The sequence below is a fragment of the Chryseosolibacter histidinae genome (genome assembly GCF_018598225.1).
In the GTDB taxonomy this organism is placed as follows: Bacteria; Bacteroidota; Bacteroidia; order Cytophagales; family Cyclobacteriaceae; genus Chryseosolibacter; species Chryseosolibacter histidini.
Genome location: NZ_JAHESF010000026.1, coordinates 48,753 through 71,079, shown reverse-complemented (window position 1 = coordinate 71,079; position 22,327 = coordinate 48,753). Strand labels below are relative to the sequence as shown.

Sequence of the window (22,327 nt, the reverse complement as noted above, 5' to 3'; positions counted from 1 at the left end):
CAGTGGCATCTTATAAAATATGTAAAGACCAACAACCAACACGGATGAAAAAATACTGGACCTTCATTTTCCTTCTTATTGCCGGAAACAGCTTGCTTGCGCAGGGCGTGCGGGTAAATCTTTATGGCAGCTATGTCTTCGACGACTATTTCGAAGCGTATGCCGACTCTTACAACTACTACCATGGCACCATCGAAGGTGGTTTTCAATGGGGCGCAGGCATCGAGTATTCGCTGCGTCCAACCTATAGCGTTGAGCTCCTCTACCTGCGGCAAGACACCCACGCGCCCACTACATGGCAATCCGGGCAGTTTGTTGCTGTCACTACTGACGATCTCACCCTGGATATCAATTATATGATGCTGGCCGGTAACCGGCATGTGCATTCACAAAATGGTAAGTTAGAGTCTTATGGTGGTTTGATGGCGGGTGTAGGAACGCTGAACGTCACCAATGAATCAACCAATAATTCTTCTTCGCTGACCAAGTTTGCGTGGGGCATCAGGCTTGGGTGCAACATTTGGGCCACCGAAACTGTAGCCATCAAGGTCCAGGCACAGCTTGTATCTGCCGTACAGGCCGCGGGTGGTGGTGCCTACATCGGCACGGGCGGCGGCGGTGTATCGGTGAACAGCTACTCCACCATTTACCAGTTCAGCCTGGGCGGTGGCTTGTCGTACAAGCTGGGAAAACGAAACCAACCCGCTGAAAAAGCAAATTGATCAATCCCGGGTCTCAAATCTCACATCTCATATCTCACATCTCAAGTCTCAAATCTATTCCATATATGAAAAGTAAACATTCAATACCGCTTTTGCTGCTGATGATCACCGGCCTGTCTTGTGAAACACCGCTGAAAGTCACCAGCGACTATGACAGAAGCGCGAACTTCAGCAATTATAAAAGTTTTGCCATGAGGAACTTCAGCGAAAAAGATCAGGCAATGAGTGAGCTGAACGCCAACCGGATCATCAATGCCATCAGGGCCGAAATGATCGCGAAAGGATTTGAGGAGGACAACGATACTCCTGATCTGAAGGTGAATGCAGTTACCATCATGACCAACAAGAAAGAGGTGACCGCCACCACCAATTATTACGATTACGGCGGTGTATACAGGCCTTACAGCTGGGGTGTGGGCATGGGCGGTGGCCACACCACTTTCAATGTAGACGATTATACCGATGGGTCGCTGATCATAGAGGTGATCGATACGGTCACGGGCAGGCTGATCTGGGAGGGCATCGGCAACAAGGAGATCGATACGCCTTCGAGCAAGCCCGATGTAACCATACCGGCCGCCGTTGCCAAGATCATGAAGAGCTTTCCTCCTCCTGTGAAGAAGAAGTAAGACGGCCCTTGCCTTTCTTACTTCATTCTTCCTCCGGGTCGTTTTCAACCGGGAGCATGATGCGGAACATCGTGCCCTGGTTTATTTTTGATTCAACATCGATGAAGCCCTGATGGTTCTCCACGATCTTTTTGCAAAAGGCAAGGCCCATTCCGTTGCCCAGCATTTTTTTGTTGTGAAGCTTCTGGAACATCATGAACGCTCTGCCCGCATGGCGCTGTTCGAACCCGATGCTGTTATCGGTATAGATCACTTCCACATAGTTATGCATATAACCTTCTTTCATTGAGGTTAGCCGGTGCGATATGCTGATGACGGGCGGGATCTCGCAGAACCGCAGTGAGTTCTCCAGCAGGTTTTTAAAGAGATCGGTCAGCTGTTTTCGGTCGCCCTTTATTTTTGTAAGGGTACTGTAGGTGATCACGGCCAGTTTTTTCCGGATCTCTGTTTCAAACGCAGCCGTGGCGTCTTCAACAACCGAAGTGAGGTCTACCCATTCAGTGAAATTGCCGCTTCTTGAAATGCTCGCATAGCTCACAATATTCTGGAGCAGGCCCGACATATGGGCGGCGGCATGGTCGATCTTTTTCAGGTGCTCAGCGGGGAGTCCGTTTGCATGGGCGCTGCGGAGCAGAAGATTGGTGAAGGTCCTTATTTTCCTGAGGGGCTCCTGCAGGTCGTGGCTGGAGATATAACGAAGGTGCTCCAGTTGTGCTTCCGCAGCGGCATGCCTTTCGCTGGCGAGCTGCCTGGTTTCCGTCAGGCTTTCTACGTTTTGCAGGCAGCAGGCGATCTTCGCGGCGATCAGCCTCATAAAACCGATCTGTGTTTCCAGCAGCGAGCCCGATAACGTGGTGCCGAAGATCACCACGGCGCTGGCCTGGAGCGTTGAGAGCTGTTTCAGGGGGAACAACAGCATTTTGGCGGGCAATTGCTGCCAGCTTTCAAGGGAGATCTTTTTGATGAACAGGTTCTCGGTGTCAAAGATCAGGTAATCATTGCAATGCGCGGCTGCCTGCAACGGCCACGCCGTGTGCTCATCGTGCAGGCTGAGCTTCTCCGGAGCAATGGCCCCGAAGAGATCCGCATCGGAAATGGCAACGCGTGTAGCCGCATGGGCATCGAGCTCATACATCAGAAAGAAGTGCAGGTCATCCGGATTTTTTTCAAATACATGGGTCACCCGGTGGTAGATCTCGTTTTTAGCGTTGGCAGTGGCCAGTGCCTTGTCGAGCTGCAGCAGAATTTGAGTCAATCGTCTTGTAATTTCTTCATCCATGGGCCTGCGATTTGGGGTTGTACTCGCTGAAGAACGTTTGCAGCATTTTTTCGAGCTGCGCCATGCTGTAGGGTTTGCTGATGTAGGCCGTGGCGCCCAGCTTCCGGGTATCGTCAATGTCTTGCTGGGCCATGGAAGTGGAGTACATCACCACGGGTATGTCTTTGAAACGGTTTATTTTTTTGATCTCGGCCAGGCATTCTTTTCCATCGATCACCGGCATGTGAAGATCAATGAAAATATAATCCGGTGTAAAGTCTTCGTGCCCGCAAAATTGCTGAAGCGCCTCCACGCCGCTGGTGGCCGTCATGAAGCACATCTCCTGGGTTACGTGGTACAACGCGGTTTCAAAGAGCTCACGGTCGTCATCGTCGTCATCGATCAGGTAGCAGATTTTTGTTTCCATACAGGTAAGAATTAAGTTTGGTGTTTCCATTGGTTTTTTCGGGCACAATAAGGCCGCATTGCTTTTACAAGCAGGTAATTTCAATGGGTTGCTTCATTGGGAGAGGTTGGGCCGCTTTCTTTTATGGAATGGGTGGACGCCCGCGATCCCGTTGGTATTCTGCCGTGCTGATCCATAAACGGCTTACCTCGCTTTCTGCATTGTTCTCACGCCGGATGAACGCTGAGGCCATCCGTGGTGATGAAACTCTTTTGAATTTTTTGTAATATCTTTTTTTGAGCTTGTCGCCTGCTATATCATTTTTAAGCCACTTCATAAAAACCTTGTGCGTGGCCGCGTCATTGCCTGCCACACACGCTGCGTAGTCTGCGGCCAGCTGATTTGCTTTTAAGAGTTGGTTGAAATAGGCCGTTTCATACTGGCGGTAAACTTTCCAAAAGGCCTCTGACGGGCTGATGGTCAAACGGATGCTGATATTGGTCGTATCCGTTTGTGCCATGGCTGCAGGCGGCAGCTGGAAGCTGACAATCAATAAGCTGATCATAAGTTTATTCATAACTTTTAATGATGGATCGTCAATGGTTCATGATCACAGTCTGCCTGTAACCCATGTCTCTCCTGCCGGTGAGAGCAGGAGAGATGAGTTTGGCAATAATTCAATCGCAGCCCGTAGATAGTTGGTCACCGATATGGCTATGCGACTGATTGATCAAAATTAGCCGGCGGCTGTTCAACCCTTGCCAATTTTTTAAATCACCTGCTTACAATTAAGATTCCTTGGCAGTTGCCAGTGTATTTTTTTGCAGTTTGATGAATTCTGACGGGGTCATTCCGTAGAAATGTTTAAACGCAGATGTAAAGGAGTTCCGGTTATTGAACCCGCATTCGAATGCGAGCGCTTCAAGTGTCAGTGATTCTGCCGCGCCCTCAAGGATGCGTTCTTTGCAGTGCTCGATGCGGCGTTTATTGAGGTATTCGTTAAAAGACAGGCCCAGGTGATGGTTGAGCAATGCCGACAGGTGGTGCGCCGGTATTTGCAATGCAGCAGACAGGTCTGTGATGGAATACCCGGGACGCATGTGTGGCATTTCCCTGTCCATGAACGCTTCGAGACGCCGGGTGAGCTCTTCATTTCTTTTTTGATGCAGGCTGTCAATGTTGTTCACTGTATCCAGTCGTTTGATACGGTCCGTCAGCTTGCTCTCCGCCGTTGTCAGCTCATAATTGTAGAGTATTCTCGGGTGAAAAAGAAGCCCGATGGCAATGAACACCAGGTATACCGCCGCTACGACGTTAATGACCCTCCACACAAACGGGTCTAAAGTAAATTGATAAATAACATAGTAGGTCACCAGCATGAATTGCGCTGTGAGGTAAAGTGTTAACCATTTTCGCTTAGGCGTATAGTGAGTGAAGGCCAGCCTGAACTGGAGGCCGGCGTAGAGCAGGAACAGCACGAACCGTACGGGGCGTTGGAGATACATCGGAATGAACCACCCCTGCTGGAGAACGTATGCCGAATTTTTATCCGCTTCCATCAGGTGCACCTTCTCGTTGGCGGATAAAAAAAAGATCGCTGAATAATCTATCAGGAAGAGGATCAACGGCAGGGCATGGACCAGGTCTTTATACGATGGGTTGACGCCCAGTGTAGACTGCCGTATGAAAAAGTATGAAAAAGGCATGTAAAGCAGCGTGGAGATATAACCTGTGTGAAAGAGGTGGGGCAGGTACATGATCAGCTGCGATTCTGAAGTGAAGAACACAAACAACGTCCAGGTGAGGCTGAATACGGAGGCGCCGAGCAGCCTCATGGAGGATCTTGTATTACGGCGGTAGACCCAACAGATGGAAGACACGATCGAGCCGAGTACTACGCCAACGATATAGACGATCGCTGGCAGATTTAATGTCAGTGTCATATTAGTCTGAGTTTGAAGAACCAGCCAAGCAAAGCCATGCTACTCGGATCGATGATCAGACTATGCGGGAAAAAAGCCGTGAGGCTTTCAAAGCGTGATCGAACTATTGCCTGCGATGAATTTCGCAAAAAACCGGCTAAAAAAAATGTGCCGCGCTCAAAAAAGTTACATGGGTTCAAACTTTTGCCATGTAAGAAACCTGCCGGTTATAAAAATTAAATAACTGTTCAAAGAGCCCAAGCCACCCCGTTGCGTGCGTTACAGATACTGGCGACCGTGGCTGCGCTTCGCATAGTTTATCTGGTCTTGGTCGCTTTTTAGAGATGTTAGGGCATAATCTTATAAGGAAAGAGGCCTTGCGATATTTTGCATGCTATGGCGTTATTTTGGTCTTCATCTTTAGAAACATTCTATGCATGAAATGCGCACAAAAAGACAAATGTCACCTTTACCCTGCGTGCTTAGCCCGTTAATCTGACATACCGGATGAAGTCAGAGGGCGTGATGCCCGTAACACGTTTAAAGGCAATTGTAAACGAGTTCCTGTTGCTGAAACCGCATTCAAATGACAGCGCCTCCAGCGTGAGGCGTTGTGCGTCGCCTTTTTTGATTCTTTCGATACAATGCTCTACCCTGAATTTGTTCAGAAAATCATGAAAGCTGATATGCAGCTGGTGATTTAAAAAGTTTGAAAGGTGGTGAGGCGGAATGTTGAGCTCGCTCGACAGTTGGTTGATGGTGTACTTAGGCTGAAGGAACTTTTTGGATTCCGTCATGTATGCGTGCAATTGCTGAGCCATGTCTTTATCGTGAAGGGTAGTGAGGGCCTGCGCATGAATATCTGCTCCGTTGTGTTGCTTGTAAACGACCGCGTCTGTAATACTTTCGATTGCCTCCTGCTCTGGCAGACCATATAAGATCTCCGGTTTCAGAAATAACCATAATGTCATACCTGCCACCGGGGCGCCTGCCGCAACAGTGACGATGGTCCAGTGTACATGCGCATCGGTCTCTTTCACCAGCAGTGGCACAAACCCACACAATTGTGTGGAGATGAAGTAATAAAGCCATGACCTCGGTGCTTTGTCGTGACCCGATGCGGAGCCTTTGAAGACGTGCAGGTATAAGAGACGTACCTGCAATATCCAATAGAAAAACACCAGTAAAAGTTGTAAAAGATAATAGAACACATCAGACGAGAACCAACCTTCATCAAAGCTGTTGGTGGTTTTGAAACCGCTTATGTCCTGCCGGATCAGCAACAACTTCTGATCTGCCGGTAGCAGGAAAAAAGCAATGTAATCCACGAGGTAGAGGGCCAGCGGTATCGCGTGGACGGTATCTGCCGCGGAGATATTTTGTTTTAGTACGATATGCCTTACGTAAAGGTAGGGGAGCGGCGCAAGGGCCAGGAACGCAATGTGCCCCGTGCGATAAAAATGGGGGAGATGAGTGATGAGGCGTGTTTCGATCAGGAATCCCACAAACAGGATCCATGCAATGGCGAGCATGGCCACTGAGAGTATTTTGTTGGCGCTGTTTTTTTCCTTCGGGAAATTCCAGAGCACCATGCTCAACGTTATTCCCGTAACGATCAGGCCAAGGTCCAGGAAAGAGATAAACGTAAATCCAGCTTCCATGTATGGTTGGTTTGGTTTGGTTGGGTTGGGTTTGCCCGGGGCAAAAAAATCATGCTCGTATTTCAGAGAATAAAGCGATCTCCACACACCGTTTGGCAAGCTTTTCCGGCGTATCCCTGAATATTATTTTGCATGCCGGTATTGGTGCATTGCAAAGTATTTTTACGTGCCAAGAAGTTCGATACATTGGCATCCGCGATTTTTTTTGAGCGAAGATCCGGGCGGTGAGCCTTACTATTGCGCCTATACAGCGCGTTGCCGCGCCACTTGCATCTTATGTTATGAGTAATAGATACCTCATTTATTTGCCGGGCACACAATTCGAACGGCGCCAGCCGGAGACATGTATCCGCGGGGTTGTACTGGCATGCCTGTGCATGATTGCCCTGATGCTAACGGCATCAACGGCGAAGAGCCAGGCCCGGACCACCACAATGCCGTTGGAGATTGTGATCTGGGAGCGTGAAAAAAGAGAAGTGGTATACGATCTGCTGGACATTACGCAGGCCGAAGCCGGAGCGTTCTGGACGATCTATGAGCAGTATGAGGCTACCCGGAGAGCCCTGTTCAACGAGCGCCTGCACCTGGCGGCCGAACATGCGGCACTGGGCACCACACGGGAGAACCGCCAGCACATGCTGACAAAAAAGATGCTGCTGAACGGCGTGAACTATAAGCGCATCTGCCGTGACTACTACAGAAGGCTGAAGCCTGTTATTGCTGCCCGCCGCGCTTCCAGGTTCATTCAAATGGAATTGTATTTTCAGTCGCGCCTGAATGCACGAATGGATACGTTGACCCATCTTGCACCTGCAGCAGCATCGCGATGAAACCAGCGTGGCAAAAAAAACAAACCTGGCCATGTATTCCTATAAGATGGCAGCCCTTGTGAAATGTTTGCAGGTGTTCCATTTGCCTTGATCTAGCTTTGAGATAAGCCCGGCGGGCAATGGGAGCATTTGACAACGTGCATGCATGTATCGCCGGTTGAGCACCAACCCCCCTTGGCTTTGAAAAGGATCTCAAACTTCAATCACCTATGGAAATTGTTACCAATGAAAAGGTACGGATGCACCTCCAACGCATCCTCAAAACCCGCTCTTTCGCGGATTCAATTGTGCTGACGCGTTTTCTCACATTTATTGTGAACGAGACGCTCGAGGGTCGCAGCCATGAGCTGAAAGAGTATACCATTGCGGTCAACGCGCTGAAGAAGGATCCGGATTTTAATCCTCAGATCGACTCCATCGTGCGCATTCACGCGGGGCGCCTGCGTCGCGCTTTAAAGGAGTATTACTATGAGCGGGCCGATAAAGACGAGGTGCAGATCGTTGTGCCCAAAGGAAGTTACATACCCACCTTTACTGAACGGTCTTTGACGCACGGCATACCTCCGGCACAGGGCGCCTCCAGGTATCTGACCTGGAGCGGAAATGACGAGGGTGTTGCCAGGCCTACGCTGGCCGTGCTGGAGTTTGACGATATCAGCGAGCACAAGACCCACGGCTCGTTTGTTCGTGGGCTGGATATTTACCTGAGCACCTGCTTCACAGCCAACCGCGCGTTATCAGTGGTGTCATCGTTCTCCAGCCATCACATCGCTGAAAAGCTCAAAGACATCCGGGAGGCGGGCGTATTGCTGAAGGCGTCATTTATCCTGACGGGGTGCGTTCAGTTCGACAAACATCTCCGGATACACATTCTTCTGAACTTTTGCGAAACGGGCGCCCAGTTGTGGGGAACTACCATAGAGAAGAAAGACGCGGAAACAATAGACCTGTTTCAGCTGCAGGAGGAGATCGTAAGCCAGGTGGTGCCTTCTGTCAGTGATGTGATGGCAGGTTGCTGCTGCGCCGAAACCCCGGGCGTGGAAGGCGAAAATAAGAAGGAGGCGATGGAAAGATCGTACTTCGGTTTGCAGGCATTTTAAAGAACACCGGACCCTGTGTGTGGGTTCAGGGCTGGGCGGGCCAGGAGCAGCGAAAAACCCCGCTACTCCTACCCGCCACTACCCAATTGAACCCTGCCCGGATTGCTGGAGCATAGTTACAACGGGATCGGTCGCTGAAGAAGTTGAAGACGGTGGTTCACATGTGATCATGCTTTCAGGCCTTCACGGGTGTATCACGGTAAAGCACTCATAACGGCGACAGGTTCAGTGTACCTTTCGGTTAAAAACCAGCGCCGTAAAATATGATCAAAGCTTTACAGGTAAAATGTGTTGTCATGTTGGCTGTTTTGTTCCTCGGTGGCCATCTGTCGATGGCTCAATCATACGTATCGGTGAAGATCCTGAACGAACCGGGCCTGCCTGTCAAATGGATGAAAGACAGTCTCTGCCTTACGGATGAGCAGGCTTCTGTGGTTGCTGCACTCGATGCGCGTTATGCAATACGGTTCGACTCCTTGCGCACCAGCCATGCAGACCGGTATGCCAAATTCCAGCATGCCTATCGCCTGTACGAGGCGCGCGACCATGAGCTGAAGTTCATTCTTACAGAACAGCAGTTTGTTGTCTATCAGGCCGAATGGGAACAACAAAAGGCTTCTGGATGGTATGCGACCGGTCGGAATAATAATCAACCTTAAATTTTTTTATAGCTATGAAAAGTTCAAATATGCTCATGTTGTTGATCCTGGTGGCGAATGCCGGTGCGTATGCCCAGGATGATGTTACGATCTATTCCAAAAAGGTTTCCGCCGGCGAGACCCCCGCGGCCATTGTTGAAGCAGTGAAGAAAGATTTCCCTGACAACACCGCGGCCGTTCAGTACTACCTCAACTCAGGAGAGATGGTAGATACCGAATGGGGCCAGGCCCTCGAAAAAAAGATCAGGGAGGGAAACCACGAATATTATACGGTAAGGCTGAAAGGAAAAAAAGGTGGATTCATTTATTGCCTGTATGACAACGAAGGCCAGCTTAAAGTGCTGAAGATAGAAGGTGTCGACCTGAAGCTGCCTCCCAACATCGCCACCGCGGCAACCAGCGGCGACTACGCGGGTTACCAGATCACATCCAACAAATACAAATGCCTGAAAGTGGTAGACAAAAGAACGGAGAAGGAGTACTTCCAGGTAAATGTGGTCAAAGGCAAAGATAAAAAGACATTGTTCTTTACGCCAGAGGGAGAATTTATCAAGGAAAAGAACAAGATCTAGAAAAGAGCTCTAGGTAAAATGTGAAGATCCTGGGCCAGACGGGCCCAGGATCTTTGTTATTATTAATGTCCGTAATAAACGTTGTCCGCTGCAGATCACTTCAGCTCACCGATGAACGGAATGTTTTTAAGGATCGCCAGGCGGATGGCGCTCAGGAAATAAACTTCCAGCTCATAGAATTGTGCCGCTGCCTTTGACCCTGCCACCTTTTCCATTTTTTTGAAATAGGTAAACACCAGCTTATCGGTCTCGGCCGCAAGCGCGGCAGTTTCGCGGATCACCTGAGACGCGGTGGCGTCATCCATGGTAGCGTAGCTATCCGCATATTTCTGCAACAGCTGTACCCTTTTTTTACCCAGCGCTTTTCGTTTGCCCTCGTACTCGTCATACAATTGCCAGAAGGAGTCTTTCTGCGTGCCCTCCAGCCTTATAAAATCTGCAACGAGCATTTTTTTTTCTTTTCCATAGATCGATTGAATGTAATCGACATCTTCTTCATACGACTGCGCCAGGGCTGCGTTGGAAAAAGCGATCACCAGGAGCATTATTGTTGTTTTCATAAAATGATGGTTAAGGTTATAGAAAGTGATTTTTGTGTTTTCTGAATCGTGCCATGAGCGCACGCGGGTATCTGAGTGGCTATTGGCTACATCATGGTGAACTGGATCCGGCTTTCGAAGAACTGTACTGCGCCGCGGAGATCGAACCTGTCAAGGATGCCATAGCCATAGATGAATTCCATGCGTACGATCTTGGAAAGATACCAGTTGATCATCGGTGTGATCCGCCACATCTGGCCACCCCGGATGGAGCCATCGTTCAGGTCAAAGGTCGAGACCCGGAGAACACCTTCCCACTCTCCCCAGCCGCCTTTGAAAACGGAACGGTTCACAGGCACAAATCCGTAGATGCTACCGATCGTATTATAAGGCCGCCGGGTAGGTGTGAACATATAGCTGGCTACAACATCGCCTCCGAAGAACCGGTGGTTGTCAGATTCATCCGAATAGAAATTGTGGATCATGAACTCTGTGCCCAGCATCAGGCGTCCCTGGCTGTGATAGATCTCCAGGCCGATATGACTGGAACGATTGGTTTGAAATTTACCGGTGTTGATGAGCTGGGGTGTGGGGTTGGATTCAGGGCGCGATTTTAAAGTGATGGCGCCGTCAACGGGTTTGCCGTAACGGAGGTTTGTTGCTATGTGCCATAATTTATTTTGCTGCGCATCGTACATGGGCATCCATCCGACCCTTGCCACGTACTGCCAGGCAAAGGTTGAAAAACCCTGACCTTTGGAGATGATATCATTATACGCGCCCACGTTCCAGAATATTCTTGAGCGGGGCAGGAAGCCGAAATACTTGATGCCGTCTGCCAGGATGGGGATGAGGTCCAGCGCCATCTGCCTTTCGTTTGTCCAGGGCGAGTGGCCGTTCATGACCTTCACCATCGAGAAACCTTCTTTGGTTCTGCCGATAAAAAAATGGCCGGCCAGCTCCGGTACGCCTATGGTAACGCCCGATTCCCTGACCAGCCACTCATCGGTATCGCCATTGTACATAAATGCAAACTTCCAGCTGATAGCCCTCTTTGTTTTGAGCCTGCCGCTGCCGAGGATCCTGAAATCGCGAACCTTGCCTTTCGGTTCCAGCGCGAGGTCCGCAGAGTCCATCTGCTGTTTGAATACATCGCTCTGGTGATACGCTGCTACGTCATAGATGAAGCCGAGACCGATTTTGAAAGTAGAAAAGGGGGTGTTTGCCTCATTCGGCTGCAACGGCGCTTTTGTTACAGAATCTGCAACGGGAATTTCATGATAGATGCCTTCTGTCCCGTCGGGAATTTTTTTGGTCTGACAGTAGGCTGGCCCCTGCAGTAAGAAGACTATCAGCAGCGCTGAGATCATTGCTGGCAATAGTCTTCTCAAGGGATGCCTGTCAATACTCATAGAACATGGTTTGGATCTCGTCAAGCTTACGGGGCTTCAGCAACGCCACGGATAACAGGATCCGTGCTTTCTGCGGATTGAGATCGTAAGAAGCAACCAGCCCGAGCTTGTCATCATCCACTTCTACATTCCGGCCCACGTTGCCAGTAGCCACGCGGGTGCTTCGCACCACTACCACACCTTTCTTGCTGGCCCGCGCGCACGCGTCAAGAGAAGCCTTGTTCATGTTGCCGTTGCCAACGCCGGCAATCACAATTCCTTTCGCGCCATTGGCCACGGAGGCATCGATCAGGTCTGCCGGCATATCGGCGTCGCCATAGATGATATCCACCCTGGGTAAGGCGGTTACGCCGTCTACGCTGAGCTCGCTTTTCATTCCGTACCGGTTGTGGGGATAACGATAGTACTCATTGACACCATAAGCCGAAGTTCCGATCAGGCCGCGTATGGGCGACATGAAGGTTTGCACGGCGGTGGTGCTTACTTTCGTCAGTGTTTGCGCCGAATGGATCCAGTCGTTCATTACCAGCAATACGCCGCGGTCTTTTGCGTTGGGGTCTGCCGCTACTGACACGGCGTTGTACAGGTTCAGCGGTCCATCGGCACTCACGGCGGTGGAAGGTCTCATGGAACCCACCAGTACAATGGGCTTGCTGGTATGGGTTACCAGGTTGAGGAAGTACGCGGTCTCTTCCATGGTGTCGGTTCCGTGGGTGATCACGATGCCGCTCACATTTTTATCGGCGGCCAGCTCTTTGATACGTTTGGCAAGCTTGAGCATGATCTCGAATGACATATCCTGCGAGCCTACGTTGGAGATCTGCTCACCTTTGATGGTGGCAAGCTTGGTGATGTCGGGCACGGCGTTCACCATGGCATCGATGGTCACCTGCCCCGATGTATAACCCGATTGCACCCCTGAGCCTGCCGCGCCTGCAATGGTACCGCCGGTAGCAAGTATCACAATGACGGGTTTCGTTTGGCCCCACACAATGGCACTGGCCACCATGAGTAGTATGGTGAACATGTTCCTGAACTTCTGTATGATCGTTTTCATCTTTTATCGCTTTAAAAATTTTATTGTAAACTTTACTTCAGCTGGGTCATGGCAGCCGGGTCCATTACTTTTTTGATCTGGTCTTCCGTCAGCAATTTTTTCTCGCGGATCAATTCCAATATTCCCTTACCGGTTTGCAGCGCCTCTTTCGCCAGCTCGGTGGTTTTTTCGTAACCGAGCACCGGGTTCAGCGCTGTTACAATGCCCACACTTTGTTCGATGTTGCGCTTCAGCACCTTTTCGTTGGGTGTAATGCCATCCACGCAATTTTTGCGGAAGAGGGGAAGGCACTTGAACAGCAGTCCCTGTGATTCCATGAGCGCTACCGCTACCACGGGTTCATAGGCGTTCAGCTGTAAAAGGCCAGAATGAGAGGCAATGCTTACGGTGACATCGTTGCCCATCACCTTAAAACAAACCTCGTTCATCACCTCGGGCATCACAGGATTTACTTTGCCTGGCATGATGGAAGAACCGGGCTGAAGCGCCGGCAGGTTGATCTCGAAGATGCCGGTGCGCGGGCCCGACGTGAGAAAGATCAGGTCACTGCTGATCTTCGACAGCGCTATGGCCAGGCTTTTCAGCGCCGACGAGTACATGACGTAGCTCTGCATGCTGCTGGTGGCAGCGATGAGGTCACTGCTCATGACAAACGGCTTGCCCGTGATCCTGGCGAGGTGAACGGCAACCTTTTCTGCATACCCGGGCGAAGCGGTGATGCCCGTGCCGATGGCCGTGGCACCCATGTTCTGCTCGCACAGGTATGTCTCCGAAGCACGAAGGCTTTTGATCTCGGCATCGAGCTGGTTGCCGAAGGCATGGAACTCCTGGCCCAACGTCATGGGTACTGCATCCTGCCCTTCGGTGCGGCCCATCTTCAGCAGCGACTTGAACGCATCGCCCTTTTTATGGAACGACTGCGAGAGCGCTTCCAGTTCGGTGATGAGCTTGTCATTGTGCAGCAACAGCGCCACCTTGATGGTGGTGGGGTAGGTGTCGTTGGTAGACTGCCCCATGTTGAGGTCGTCATGGGGCTCTATGTAGTGGTAGTCGCCCTTTTTATGACCGCTCAGCTCGAGCGCGATGTTGGCCAACACTTCATTGGTGTTCATGTTGGCCGACGTGCCGGCGCCGCCCTGGTACAGGTCAACGAGAAACTGGTCATGGTATTGGCCGTCCATCACGGCCTTGCATGCTTTTTCGATGGCGGCCAGCTTCTCCTGCGATAACCTTCCGTTCTCCGCATTGGCACGGGCTGCCGCAAGTTTTACGATGGCAAAGGCCTTCACATAGTCAGGATAGAATTTTGTAGGCATGCCGCTGATGGCAAAGTTCTCCAGTGCCCGCGCCGTTTGCACTCCATAGTAGGCGTTGGCCGGGATCTCTTTCTCTCCCAACAGGTCTTTTTCTTTCCGGTTCTGAGCGCGGGCGTTGCAGAGCCACAGCATCATCACAACCAGGCACAGCATTTTGAAGATCCGAAGTTTTTTCATGCGTGATGTGTTGGTGTGGTTCAGAGGCCAATAAAGGAAAACCCGACATTGAGCGCGAAATATGATTGCGGGTCAGACAGCTCGCTTCCCGCCTCAAAGCCGTGGTAGTACTTGCCTGAAACTGTAAAGGCAACGCCCTCGCCGATCATTGCCTGAACGCCCACTTCCGGCTGAAGCAGGAAATGCCATGCTTCCTGTTCCATGGTATACACATTCATGTCGGTATTTCTGCGCGTATACATCGTGCCGATACCGATCGTTGCAAAAGGATTTACAGGCCCGTCGGGTTGCGAGAAGTAGGTCAGGGTTGCCAGTATCGGCACCTGGTTGCTGTAGCGAAACTGCTTGCCGGTGAGCGATTGGTTCTCGGTGCTGTAAGTGTCGCGCCCTTTCTCCTCGTAGAAGGTGGTCCAGGCCACGCTGAACCCTGCGGCAATGTTGGGCTGGAACGCGTACCGGTAGTCCATGGACATGCCGCGCCAGCTTGTTTTGTCTATGAAATCGCCAAGGTCGCCGGTGCCGAAACCTACCGAGTAGAAAAGGGTGAAATTGCTCTGTGCCATTACGGTAGCACAGGCATTGAAGCAGAATATGATGATCAGTAATTTTTTCATAACGTGTTATTTAAGGTTCAGATAAGGTGACTGTGTAAAAGCCTGATCGATTCCCTCGCTGACCCGTGACAGGTCGTAGCTGTACGTGAGCAGACCGTTGGCGGCCGCGATCCACAATGCGGGCGACCGGTTGATAGGGCTTTGATTGGCCTGGTTCGGGTCTGCCACCACCATCAGCAGCGTACCGGTAGTGTAGGAGCTCACCGTATAATAAGGTGGATAATACCATCCATACCAGCCCCAGTATCCGCCATACCACCAGTCGTACCAGTAGCTGTAAAAATACGTGGTGGTGGAAAGCCCGGCGGGTGTCAATACGATGTCAGGATTCTGATCCACGTTCACCCGGCTCCATCCGTAGTTCTCCATATTCCGCTGGATGGCTTGTAGAATTGGCGTTGCATAGATCGGGTTCATGTATTCGATCAGGGTGTCTTCGCTGGTGACCTCAACGCTTACCGCGATCTTGTCAGGCATGGCAAACGTTTTTTGCGTCTTGAAATCATACGCCTGGTCGTAGACAGTGTATACCACATCGATGTCTTCAACATAGTCCGGGCCGTCTGGATAGCACCCGGCAAGCAATGCTGTTGTAAAAATGATAAGGAATTGTTTTTTCATAGATAGATCTGTTATGAATTCGTTTTTTTGCTGATTTGTTTCAAACTGCGTTTCTGGCCATGGCTTACGGTGGCTGACTGAAACACACGGCGTATATGCATAGCGTTGACATGATTTGAATTTTTTATTTAGATCCCGAAACGATACTGCAGCCCGCCCAGCAACTGCTGCCTTGACCCGAAGAACCCGATCTCCAGGCGAAGCATCCAGTGTTTGTTATACTGGTACTGGCTGCCCACAATGAAATTCCACATGTTCTTCTGGCGTTTGTCGAGCGAATACTGAACGGAGGCGTATTGTTCGTCATTGAGCGCCTGATCCAGGCTGTTGATGAACCTGCCCGCGGCATCGAGCGCGCGATTTGCTGTTTCATATTTAGCTGCGTTCACCGGATTTTTCTGCTCGGCGGGTGTCAGGCCACCCCACCAGGTATCTACCTGCTGACGACTGTCTTCAACCCTGACGGCCCCGTTGTCTACCTTTTGCTGCAGGTCCTGCGTGGGAAATATTTCGTTCAGCTGAACAGACCCGTTCGTTCCGGTATTGATGTGCAGCCTGAATCCGCCGACCCAGATCGCTATATTCTGATCCGGGCGCCTGAATTTGAACGATTTGCCCATGCGCGGGCCGAGCACTGTCGCAAAGGCCGGATCCTGAAGCTCCGGTATGTCGCTCCAGGTGAAGTTCATGTCGAGGGCGATCCATCCACCGCCAACGCCTATTGTGGGCGTGACCCCGAACCCGAACGTTGTGGCATTGAAGTTCGCCTCTGTGTTGAGCGACAATACATTGTTCCAGTTGCCATCCGCGTCAGGAACGTAGATGCCGAAGTCAACCTCCGTGGAAGGATTGCTCCTGGCGAAGATCCCATAGATGTTCAGAAAGGGGAGCAGCCAGAAGTCGGGCCTGATGTTGACGGCATTGGCGTTGGAGGTGGCGTCATCGAACCGTATGACCTCGCTCAGGTCATGCATAGGCCCATGGTTGAATCCTACCCGGAGATTCTCGATCACAATGTCTGAACGCTGCCACAGGTAGTTCACATTGATGCCCATGGGGTAGGGCAGGTTGAATCCCGCGCTGGTCGCTTTTTTTCCCAGTATCGGTAATGCGTAAGGCCAGGTGGTGTTTTTGATGCTGTCGATGAGAACCTCATTCTTTTTGCCAACCTCCTTGTTGGAATACACCTGGGCCACCAGGTTGCTACCGGCCAGCAACATGAGCGCTGTGACCATGATCTGTCTTATATCAGCCTTGAGGATGGCAATGTTCACTTTCATTGGTTATTGTGTTTGGTCTTGGATGGAAGCCGGCCTGGAGGGATTGAAGAACATCTTATACCGGAGCTGCACCACATTGTCTGTGCTGGTGAAGTCATCGTGGATCTTGTTGCGTGACGATTGCAGGGTGAAGATCAGCTCGAAACGGTTCCTGTAGTCCAGGCGGTAACCTGCGCCCAGCCGTGCGCGTCTCTTGTTGGAGTACCGCTCATTCAATTCCTGGTCGGTGACGAAGAACTCCTCGTAATCCACAATGGCGTACCAGAGCTTGTCGCGATAAAGATCCGGCGCATTGATGCTGATGGTGGCTTCTGCCTTTACCCTCGCCCGCGTACTGTTTTCCCATGCATCTTCGTCCACATTCAGGAAGTAGCGCTTTTCACCTTTCAATACGAGGCGGGTGTTCACCCGCTTGTTCTGGGTGAGGTGGATCCGGCCCTCGAATGATAACCGTGCCTCGAATGAATCGTAATCTTCGGTCTGCGCCGTATAGGCGAGTGGCACTGAAAATATCAGGTCTACGTTGTTGAAGAACTGGTACTCTAACGTTGGCGTAAAGTTGATGCTGCGCCAGGTCGAGTCGTTTGTTAACAGCCGTTGATAACTTGCCTCCATTTCAAATAAGTATTGGTTTGCAAAAGGATAATCCATGACAAGGTCCAGCCACAGCTGCGTATGTTGCGCGCGTACTGTACTGAAACAGGAACAAGTGATGCAGGCAATGCTTATCCATGGGCGCAGTCTTTTCAATTGGTGTCTTTGTAAAACGATTGCTCGAAGTTGTACTTGAAGGTGAACTGAACCTTGGTGATGGACGCGGTGAAGTCGTCGCGGAAATTGTGGCGGTCACCCCACTGGAGCTCGACGCCCGCCATCGCATTTTTCGTTGGGTAATAGAGCAGGTTTGCAACAATGTATTGTCCTTTGCTGAAGGCATTGTCTGCCTGCGCATCGGAGTTCTCGATGTCTATCATGGAGTAACCGACGGCGGTGGAGAATCTCTCGTTCCAGGTGTGATCGAGGAATGCCACAATACCAACTAAGGGCAGTGCCACGCCTTTTACGGGCGAGACTGTATTACCCGGTTGATTTTCTATGCCAACATCTACCGGGGCATCGTTCATGTAGTTCTGTACACCTTCGCCATAGAGGATCGAGCCGCGAAATACATCTTTGGTTCCGATCTTAACGTTGGTGCTCAGGTTAAGGCCCCAGCCGAGCGCATCGCCACTGAGCTGAAGGCTGTCTGTATTCTGATCTTCCCATTCGATGCGTCGTGCAATACCTGCGATCTCCACATAACCCCATGGCATAGCCCTGCGGTATTCTGCCGAAAGGTCGGGCACGCGAAATCTTGGCACAACGCCCTGCAGCTCCACACGCCCGGCATATACACCCTGGTCGGCACTGGCACCGGGCCTTTCCAACGCAATGGTTAAGCGCGTGTCACCCTTAATGGGCATCCATCGCACCTGTACGTTCCGGAAGAAAGCCATACCCGTCGGCCCCCAGTATTCTACTGTGTTGGGGAATACATCGATGTCCATGAACGGGCTCCAGTATTGTCCGGCGCCAAATTGTCCGAGCTCTCCGTAAGCATGCCGCAGACGGATGGTGGTTTGTCCTGCATCCACACCGGTACCGAACATCTCGAATTCGAAATGGGTGCGCAGTTGCCCCATCGGTGTCTCAAAATAGTTCTTGAAACCTAAACGCGTCTGGCGCACGCTGAAGTAGAAGTTGCCATCGGCCCCGTATTGGTTCTTGAATGACGGAAGCTTTGTTGGGCGAACAACGTCGAACCAGTTCGGGTCGATCTGGTCGAAGTTGTAGCCGGCATCCATCATGATGAATCCGTAGATGTCCATGGTTTTTTCTCTTTGCTGCGCCAATGTTGTGAAGCCGAGGAGGCATGCAGCGAATGTCATGAGATAATAGTTCTTTCTCTTTTTCATGTTGGCTTTTAGTTAGAGCTGTTGTTGGTATTGCGTTTCAGGTATTCATTTTACAGATCGATCTCAATTGCTTCGAACAGCTGGACATCGGCCAGGCGCCCCGTTGTTGTGCTTTCATACGACCCGAGGGTTTGGTAAGATCCTTTCACCAGCTGGTATTCCTTACTGCTCTTGAAAGCTGCAAGTGCTGCATCTGAATTCCACATCGAGAAAAGGTGATAGACGTTGGTTGCGAAAACGTCGCGGGCAAGATCATGAGCAATGCATCCGGCAGGCAGATGGTTAAATACGAATTGAATGGTTTGCTGAAATTCAGTATGCTTTCCCCAGCTGATGGTTCCGGTGATCTTAAGAAAATAGGTGTTGTTGGCCATGTTAACAAGGATTTCATATTGATGCGAGTTATGAGAATGCTGCCTGTATTCTTTACCAATGCTGTACCGGGCACCGGTTATCACGAACCCGCCAGGCATGCTGCGCTGCCACTGGCCATTTTTTGAGCTGTGAGCACGGGTAGCAAAAAAATACCCTGGCAAGCACTAGAAAAATTTGGCAACGCTGCTCACGACCCTGCGTGACGCTCACGAAATATCGTTGTGCAGTGTCTACTCCGTTGTTTCCCCTGAGCCGTTCCTGTGCTGGGGGCGCGTGATGCCCAGCCGTTTCATTTTCGAGCGCAATGTGTTGGGGTGCATGTTCAGGGTCTCCGCGGCGCCGTTCTCGCCGTTTATTTTCCAATGACACCGGGTCATTACAGACAGGATATGATCTTTTTCGATCCTTTCAAGTGTCTGGTCGGCATTGGCTGTTTCCTTACCACCCTGTTGCCACCAGTCGAACCTGATCTGCCGGCCTTCACTGGTAATAACGGCGCGCTCGATCACGTTCTTGAGCTCCCGGATATTGCCAGGCCAGGGGTAATCGATCAGGCGCTGCAGGTCTGCCCTGGATAACTGCTCGATCGATTTATTGTACTCCCTGCATTTGTTTGTAATGAAGTGGTTGATAAGATCGGTGAGGTCTTCTTTTCTGTTCCTCAACGCAGGGATGGTGATGGGGAAGACATTCAGGCGATAGTACAGGTCTTCACGAAAATTTCCATTGCTGACCTCTTCCGCAAGATTACGGTTGGTGGCTGCGAGCACCCGTACATCGACCTTGAGTGTTTTTTGTCCGCCCAGCCTCTCGAATTCTCCGTTTTGCAAAACGCGGAGCAGCTTGGGTTGCATGTCGATGGGAAGCTCTCCGATCTCGTCCAGGAAGAGGGTACCGCCGTCGGCGAGCTCGAACCGTCCTTTGCGCGCCTGCAGTGCCGACGTGAACGCGCCCTTCTCATGGCCGAAGAGCTCGTCTTCGATGAGATCTTTGGGCAGTGCGCCGCAGTTCACTTTGATGAAAGGTGTGCTGCGCCGCAAGCTGTTTTGATGAATGAGATTGGCAAATACCTCTTTTCCCACACCCGTCTCGCCTTCGAGCAATACAGGCGCATGCGTAGTGGCTACCTGCATGGCCCTTTGAAGCGCATACATGAAGGCTTCACTTTTGCCGATCACATTGTTGTCAAGCTCAAACTGTACAGGCTCCGTAGCCGTGATCTTCTCCTTTTCCAGCTCCTGCTGAAGCTGCGCCACCAGCCTGGCAATACTTTCCTCACCTGAAACATCACGGCCAATGCTCATCATGCTTTGGATCTCGCCGTCAGCTTCCTGTATGGCAAAATTCAACCAGCTCACGCTGAGCTCGGCACCATCCCTGCACCGCACCACGGTTTTGAAGGTATACGTGTGGAGCTTTCCGTTGAGGATCTCGGTGTATAGTTTTCTTGTAAGGGAAATGTCAGGGGCGAGCAGAAAGTTCTCAAACCAGCTGAGACCAACGAGCGCTTCAGGCGTGTAACCCAGCAACCTGGCGCCGAACTCGTTGATGTACGTCACGTGCCCCGCACAGTCGAGCTCCATCACCACAAGGGAGATGTTTTGCATAAACGCCTTCAGCCGTTTTTCATGACTGCGTAACTTTCTTTTGAGCCTGAATCTTTCAACATAGCTTGTTACCAGCATGATGACGAGCATCACGATCAGGAAAACAAAGGGAGCAGGTGTGGTTTCGATTTCGGCTGTCATATGGGGATGAGATTTTGATGTTTAATTCTTTCCGGCATTTTGAGCCTTGCCGGTGCCAATGGGAATGGATATGTTGATTTGAAGCGCCTGGTTTACCTGTTTTCCTTCCCGCGATTTCCAGATGTCGTTCAGCCCGTGGAAATATCGCAGCCCGAGGCCCATGCCCTTGTCCTTTTTCAGCTTGCACTCGAGGCCACCCGCCAGGCCGACCTCGAATCTTGTGAATTCATTCTTCAGCTCTGTTTCATAGGTAAGCTCGTTGCCGTTGATCTCAGCTGTGTAAACATCCCTGACCCGCAGTATCCAGTTGATCTGTGGCCCGGCTTCGGCAAACAGCAGGCCCTTGATGCGGTACTTGCATAAAAGGGGCAGGCTGATGGCCTTGAGCTTGCGATTAACCACACCGTTGACAAATAGAGCGTCAAGGCTGTCATTGCCCGTGGAGTAGGGGCTAAGGCCGTCTACGCCGAGCGACGCCTTCGGAGCAGCTTCGGGATGTAAAAAGAAATTTTTCGAGATCTTGATATCGAAATAGAGGCCCAGGCCGAGGCCGCTCCTGTAGTCGCCTGAAAGATTGGAGATGGTGCTGAAGGTAGGCGACACCACCAGCCCGAAAGTAAGCTTCTCGGTTTGCAGTTTATCTCCAAAGACCAGGGCGATCAGTACCTGCGCACAGGCCGGTGTTTTAATGCACAGGATCGATAAGATAACGGTGAGCTTTTTCATGGATGCTTGAGATTTTTCGGGTTCGCGATTGGGTGCGTGATAAACTTACCGGTGCATGATCCCGATATTCACAGAAAGATAGGATTGATCGCAGAGTGCGTTTGTCTCGAGGTTGTAGGTATACCGCAGTGACAGGTAGGTAGAGAAACTGAAGTCGTAGCCGATGCGGACCCCCGCTTCCGGCGCAAGCGTAAACTGCCATGCGTGAAGCCGGGTTTGATACGGGCCTGTTTTTTTGTCTATTCTATTGTACGTGGTGCCGATGCCAAGCCCGATGAACCGGGAGAGGAACCGTTCCGCATGCATGTAGTGGTCGATGGCCAGCAGAAATGGCACACTGTTCAGGTAACGATACTGCTTTCCTGAAACAGTAAGCACCCCGTTGGCGACGTCATGCGTATCGCGCATCTTCCTGTCAAAGAATGCCACCCAGCCGGAGCTCACGCCGATCCCTGTTTCCGGGGTAGGGTGGTACCGGTAATCCAGCGCAATGCCACGCAGGCTCATGTTGTTGATGAAAGCGTTTGTCCTGTCGAGGGGCAGGCTGATGGCATGCTGCACGGCAATGCTGTTCACACTCTTTTGGCTGTTCGCATTTGTGAGCGCGAAGCAGAGTAATAGAAAGGACGTGACAATAACCTTCATGCCGACGAATTGTAGAATGGAGCGCTGCAACCAGTAGTATAAAATTGCGCTTCTACAATGAGCCGGAAAAGTGTGATACGGTTATTTACGGTTGATGAGAATG

At 51.1% G+C, this 22,327-nt stretch carries 24 protein-coding genes; 6 read left to right on the top strand and 18 right to left on the bottom strand.

The annotated features are described in order from the left end of the window. The first annotated feature begins 44 nt into the window (after positions 1-44). Together KK083_RS21745 and KK083_RS21740 are read left to right on the top strand one after the other, a co-directional pair. Positions 45-722, top strand: coding sequence for a porin family protein (locus KK083_RS21745; RefSeq protein ID WP_254167546.1), 678 nt, complete (start codon positions 45-47; stop codon positions 720-722). A 65-nt stretch (positions 723-787) separates the two neighbouring features. Then, complete coding sequence (locus tag KK083_RS21740; protein WP_254167544.1) at positions 788-1,351, top strand: DUF4136 domain-containing protein; 564 nt, start codon at positions 788-790, stop codon at positions 1,349-1,351. 22 nt (positions 1,352-1,373) lie between these two features. On the opposite strand, the gene KK083_RS21735 is transcribed toward KK083_RS21740, so the two are convergent. From KK083_RS21735 to KK083_RS21715, 5 genes are all read right to left on the bottom strand, one after another. Beyond that, complete coding sequence (locus KK083_RS21735; protein WP_254167542.1) at positions 1,374-2,630, bottom strand: sensor histidine kinase; 1,257 nt, start codon at positions 2,628-2,630, stop codon at positions 1,374-1,376. Next, positions 2,623-3,036 carry a response regulator gene (locus KK083_RS21730; protein WP_254167540.1) on the bottom strand — a complete coding sequence of 138 codons (414 nt, stop codon included), beginning with the start codon at positions 3,034-3,036 and terminating at the stop codon, positions 2,623-2,625. The genes KK083_RS21735 and KK083_RS21730 overlap by 8 nt, the downstream gene beginning before the upstream one ends. Before the next feature lie 121 nt (positions 3,037-3,157). Beyond that, positions 3,158-3,580 (bottom strand): hypothetical protein, encoded by a 423-nt coding sequence (locus KK083_RS21725; protein ID WP_254167538.1) that lies wholly within the window; start codon positions 3,578-3,580, stop codon positions 3,158-3,160. Positions 3,581-3,803: 223 nt separating this feature from the next. Then, a complete protein-coding gene (locus KK083_RS21720) occupies positions 3,804-4,958 on the bottom strand; it encodes a helix-turn-helix domain-containing protein (protein WP_254167536.1) in 1,155 nt (384 codons plus the stop codon). Between the two features lie 461 nt (positions 4,959-5,419). Continuing rightward, positions 5,420-6,598, bottom strand: a complete 1,179-nt coding sequence (locus KK083_RS21715; protein ID WP_254167535.1) for a helix-turn-helix domain-containing protein — start codon at positions 6,596-6,598, stop codon at positions 5,420-5,422. Positions 6,599-6,879: 281 nt separating this feature from the next. On the opposite strand from KK083_RS21715, the gene KK083_RS21710 reads away from it, so the two are divergent. From KK083_RS21710 to KK083_RS21695, 4 genes are all read left to right on the top strand, one after another. Further along, positions 6,880-7,428 (top strand): hypothetical protein, encoded by a 549-nt coding sequence (locus KK083_RS21710; protein ID WP_254167534.1) that lies wholly within the window; start codon positions 6,880-6,882, stop codon positions 7,426-7,428. 209 nt (positions 7,429-7,637) lie between these two features. Continuing rightward, positions 7,638-8,528, top strand: a complete 891-nt coding sequence (locus KK083_RS21705) for a hypothetical protein (protein WP_254167533.1) — start codon at positions 7,638-7,640, stop codon at positions 8,526-8,528. 263 nt (positions 8,529-8,791) lie between these two features. Beyond that, positions 8,792-9,187: a hypothetical protein gene (locus tag KK083_RS21700; protein WP_254167532.1), complete on the top strand. Its 396-nt coding sequence runs from the start codon at positions 8,792-8,794 to the stop codon at positions 9,185-9,187. Between the two features lie 14 nt (positions 9,188-9,201). Further along, complete coding sequence (locus KK083_RS21695) at positions 9,202-9,759, top strand: hypothetical protein (protein WP_254167531.1); 558 nt, start codon at positions 9,202-9,204, stop codon at positions 9,757-9,759. Between the two features lie 95 nt (positions 9,760-9,854). Here KK083_RS21695 and KK083_RS21690 read toward each other — a convergent pair whose 3' ends face one another. From KK083_RS21690 to KK083_RS21630, 13 genes are all read right to left on the bottom strand, one after another. Then, a complete protein-coding gene (locus KK083_RS21690) occupies positions 9,855-10,319 on the bottom strand; it encodes a hypothetical protein (RefSeq protein ID WP_254167530.1) in 465 nt (154 codons plus the stop codon). 86 nt (positions 10,320-10,405) lie between these two features. After that, positions 10,406-11,710: an OprO/OprP family phosphate-selective porin gene (locus tag KK083_RS21685; protein ID WP_254167529.1), complete on the bottom strand. Its 1,305-nt coding sequence runs from the start codon at positions 11,708-11,710 to the stop codon at positions 10,406-10,408. Beyond that, positions 11,700-12,767, bottom strand: coding sequence for a type II asparaginase (locus KK083_RS21680; protein ID WP_254167528.1), 1,068 nt, complete (start codon positions 12,765-12,767; stop codon positions 11,700-11,702). The genes KK083_RS21685 and KK083_RS21680 overlap by 11 nt, the downstream gene beginning before the upstream one ends. Positions 12,768-12,799: 32 nt before the next feature. After that, entirely contained in the window at positions 12,800-14,260 is a 1,461-nt protein-coding gene (locus KK083_RS21675; RefSeq protein WP_254167527.1) for an aspartate ammonia-lyase, read from the bottom strand. A gap of 20 nt (positions 14,261-14,280) precedes the next feature. Further along, positions 14,281-14,874: an outer membrane beta-barrel protein gene (locus KK083_RS21670; protein WP_254167526.1), complete on the bottom strand. Its 594-nt coding sequence runs from the start codon at positions 14,872-14,874 to the stop codon at positions 14,281-14,283. A gap of 6 nt (positions 14,875-14,880) precedes the next feature. Then, positions 14,881-15,495, bottom strand: coding sequence for a DUF4136 domain-containing protein (locus KK083_RS21665; protein ID WP_254167525.1), 615 nt, complete (start codon positions 15,493-15,495; stop codon positions 14,881-14,883). A 128-nt stretch (positions 15,496-15,623) separates the two neighbouring features. Further along, on the bottom strand, positions 15,624-16,775 hold the full coding sequence (locus KK083_RS21660) for a hypothetical protein (protein ID WP_254167524.1): 1,152 nt from the start codon (positions 16,773-16,775) through the stop codon (positions 15,624-15,626). Positions 16,776-16,778: 3 nt separating this feature from the next. Continuing rightward, positions 16,779-17,525, bottom strand: a complete 747-nt coding sequence (locus KK083_RS21655) for a DUF2490 domain-containing protein (RefSeq protein WP_262899586.1) — start codon at positions 17,523-17,525, stop codon at positions 16,779-16,781. Beyond that, positions 17,522-18,730: a DcaP family trimeric outer membrane transporter gene (locus KK083_RS21650; RefSeq protein ID WP_254167522.1), complete on the bottom strand. Its 1,209-nt coding sequence runs from the start codon at positions 18,728-18,730 to the stop codon at positions 17,522-17,524. The genes KK083_RS21655 and KK083_RS21650 overlap by 4 nt, the downstream gene beginning before the upstream one ends. A gap of 50 nt (positions 18,731-18,780) precedes the next feature. Next, entirely contained in the window at positions 18,781-19,104 is a 324-nt protein-coding gene (locus KK083_RS21645) for an antibiotic biosynthesis monooxygenase (protein ID WP_254167520.1), read from the bottom strand. 231 nt (positions 19,105-19,335) lie between these two features. Next, positions 19,336-20,853, bottom strand: a complete 1,518-nt coding sequence (locus tag KK083_RS21640; RefSeq protein ID WP_254167518.1) for a sigma-54 interaction domain-containing protein — start codon at positions 20,851-20,853, stop codon at positions 19,336-19,338. A gap of 21 nt (positions 20,854-20,874) precedes the next feature. Continuing rightward, entirely contained in the window at positions 20,875-21,579 is a 705-nt protein-coding gene (locus KK083_RS21635; RefSeq protein WP_254167516.1) for an outer membrane beta-barrel protein, read from the bottom strand. Positions 21,580-21,624: 45 nt separating this feature from the next. Beyond that, positions 21,625-22,224 carry a hypothetical protein gene (locus KK083_RS21630; protein ID WP_254167514.1) on the bottom strand — a complete coding sequence of 200 codons (600 nt, stop codon included), beginning with the start codon at positions 22,222-22,224 and terminating at the stop codon, positions 21,625-21,627. Positions 22,225-22,327 lie beyond the last annotated feature (103 nt).

Bases quoted from the DNA above. Each gene is read 5' to 3' on its own strand.
- KK083_RS21725 (WP_254167538.1), bottom strand. From the start codon at position 3,580: ATGATCAGCTTATTGATTGTCAGCTTCCAGCTGCCGCCTGCAGCCATG.
- KK083_RS21640 (WP_254167518.1), bottom strand. From the start codon at position 20,853: ATGACAGCCGAAATCGAAACCACACCTGCTCCCTTTGTTTTCCTGATC.
- KK083_RS21670 (WP_254167526.1), bottom strand. From the start codon at position 14,874: ATGAAAAAATTACTGATCATCATATTCTGCTTCAATGCCTGTGCTACC.
- KK083_RS21665 (WP_254167525.1), bottom strand. From the start codon at position 15,495: ATGAAAAAACAATTCCTTATCATTTTTACAACAGCATTGCTTGCCGGG.
- KK083_RS21690 (WP_254167530.1), bottom strand. From the start codon at position 10,319: ATGAAAACAACAATAATGCTCCTGGTGATCGCTTTTTCCAACGCAGCC.
- KK083_RS21650 (WP_254167522.1), bottom strand. From the start codon at position 18,730: ATGAAAAAGAGAAAGAACTATTATCTCATGACATTCGCTGCATGCCTC.
- KK083_RS21705 (WP_254167533.1), top strand. From the start codon at position 7,638: ATGGAAATTGTTACCAATGAAAAGGTACGGATGCACCTCCAACGCATC.
- KK083_RS21700 (WP_254167532.1), top strand. From the start codon at position 8,792: ATGATCAAAGCTTTACAGGTAAAATGTGTTGTCATGTTGGCTGTTTTG.
- KK083_RS21745 (WP_254167546.1), top strand. From the start codon at position 45: ATGAAAAAATACTGGACCTTCATTTTCCTTCTTATTGCCGGAAACAGC.
- KK083_RS21635 (WP_254167516.1), bottom strand. From the start codon at position 21,579: ATGAAAAAGCTCACCGTTATCTTATCGATCCTGTGCATTAAAACACCG.
- KK083_RS21660 (WP_254167524.1), bottom strand. From the start codon at position 16,775: ATGAAAGTGAACATTGCCATCCTCAAGGCTGATATAAGACAGATCATG.
- KK083_RS21715 (WP_254167535.1), bottom strand. From the start codon at position 6,598: ATGGAAGCTGGATTTACGTTTATCTCTTTCCTGGACCTTGGCCTGATC.
- KK083_RS21645 (WP_254167520.1), bottom strand. From the start codon at position 19,104: ATGGCCAACAACACCTATTTTCTTAAGATCACCGGAACCATCAGCTGG.
- KK083_RS21685 (WP_254167529.1), bottom strand. From the start codon at position 11,710: ATGAGTATTGACAGGCATCCCTTGAGAAGACTATTGCCAGCAATGATC.
- KK083_RS21720 (WP_254167536.1), bottom strand. From the start codon at position 4,958: ATGACACTGACATTAAATCTGCCAGCGATCGTCTATATCGTTGGCGTA.
- KK083_RS21695 (WP_254167531.1), top strand. From the start codon at position 9,202: ATGAAAAGTTCAAATATGCTCATGTTGTTGATCCTGGTGGCGAATGCC.
- KK083_RS21730 (WP_254167540.1), bottom strand. From the start codon at position 3,036: ATGGAAACAAAAATCTGCTACCTGATCGATGACGACGATGACGACCGT.
- KK083_RS21630 (WP_254167514.1), bottom strand. From the start codon at position 22,224: ATGAAGGTTATTGTCACGTCCTTTCTATTACTCTGCTTCGCGCTCACA.
- KK083_RS21735 (WP_254167542.1), bottom strand. From the start codon at position 2,630: ATGGATGAAGAAATTACAAGACGATTGACTCAAATTCTGCTGCAGCTC.
- KK083_RS21680 (WP_254167528.1), bottom strand. From the start codon at position 12,767: ATGAAAACGATCATACAGAAGTTCAGGAACATGTTCACCATACTACTC.
- KK083_RS21710 (WP_254167534.1), top strand. From the start codon at position 6,880: ATGAGTAATAGATACCTCATTTATTTGCCGGGCACACAATTCGAACGG.
- KK083_RS21740 (WP_254167544.1), top strand. From the start codon at position 788: ATGAAAAGTAAACATTCAATACCGCTTTTGCTGCTGATGATCACCGGC.
- KK083_RS21675 (WP_254167527.1), bottom strand. From the start codon at position 14,260: ATGAAAAAACTTCGGATCTTCAAAATGCTGTGCCTGGTTGTGATGATG.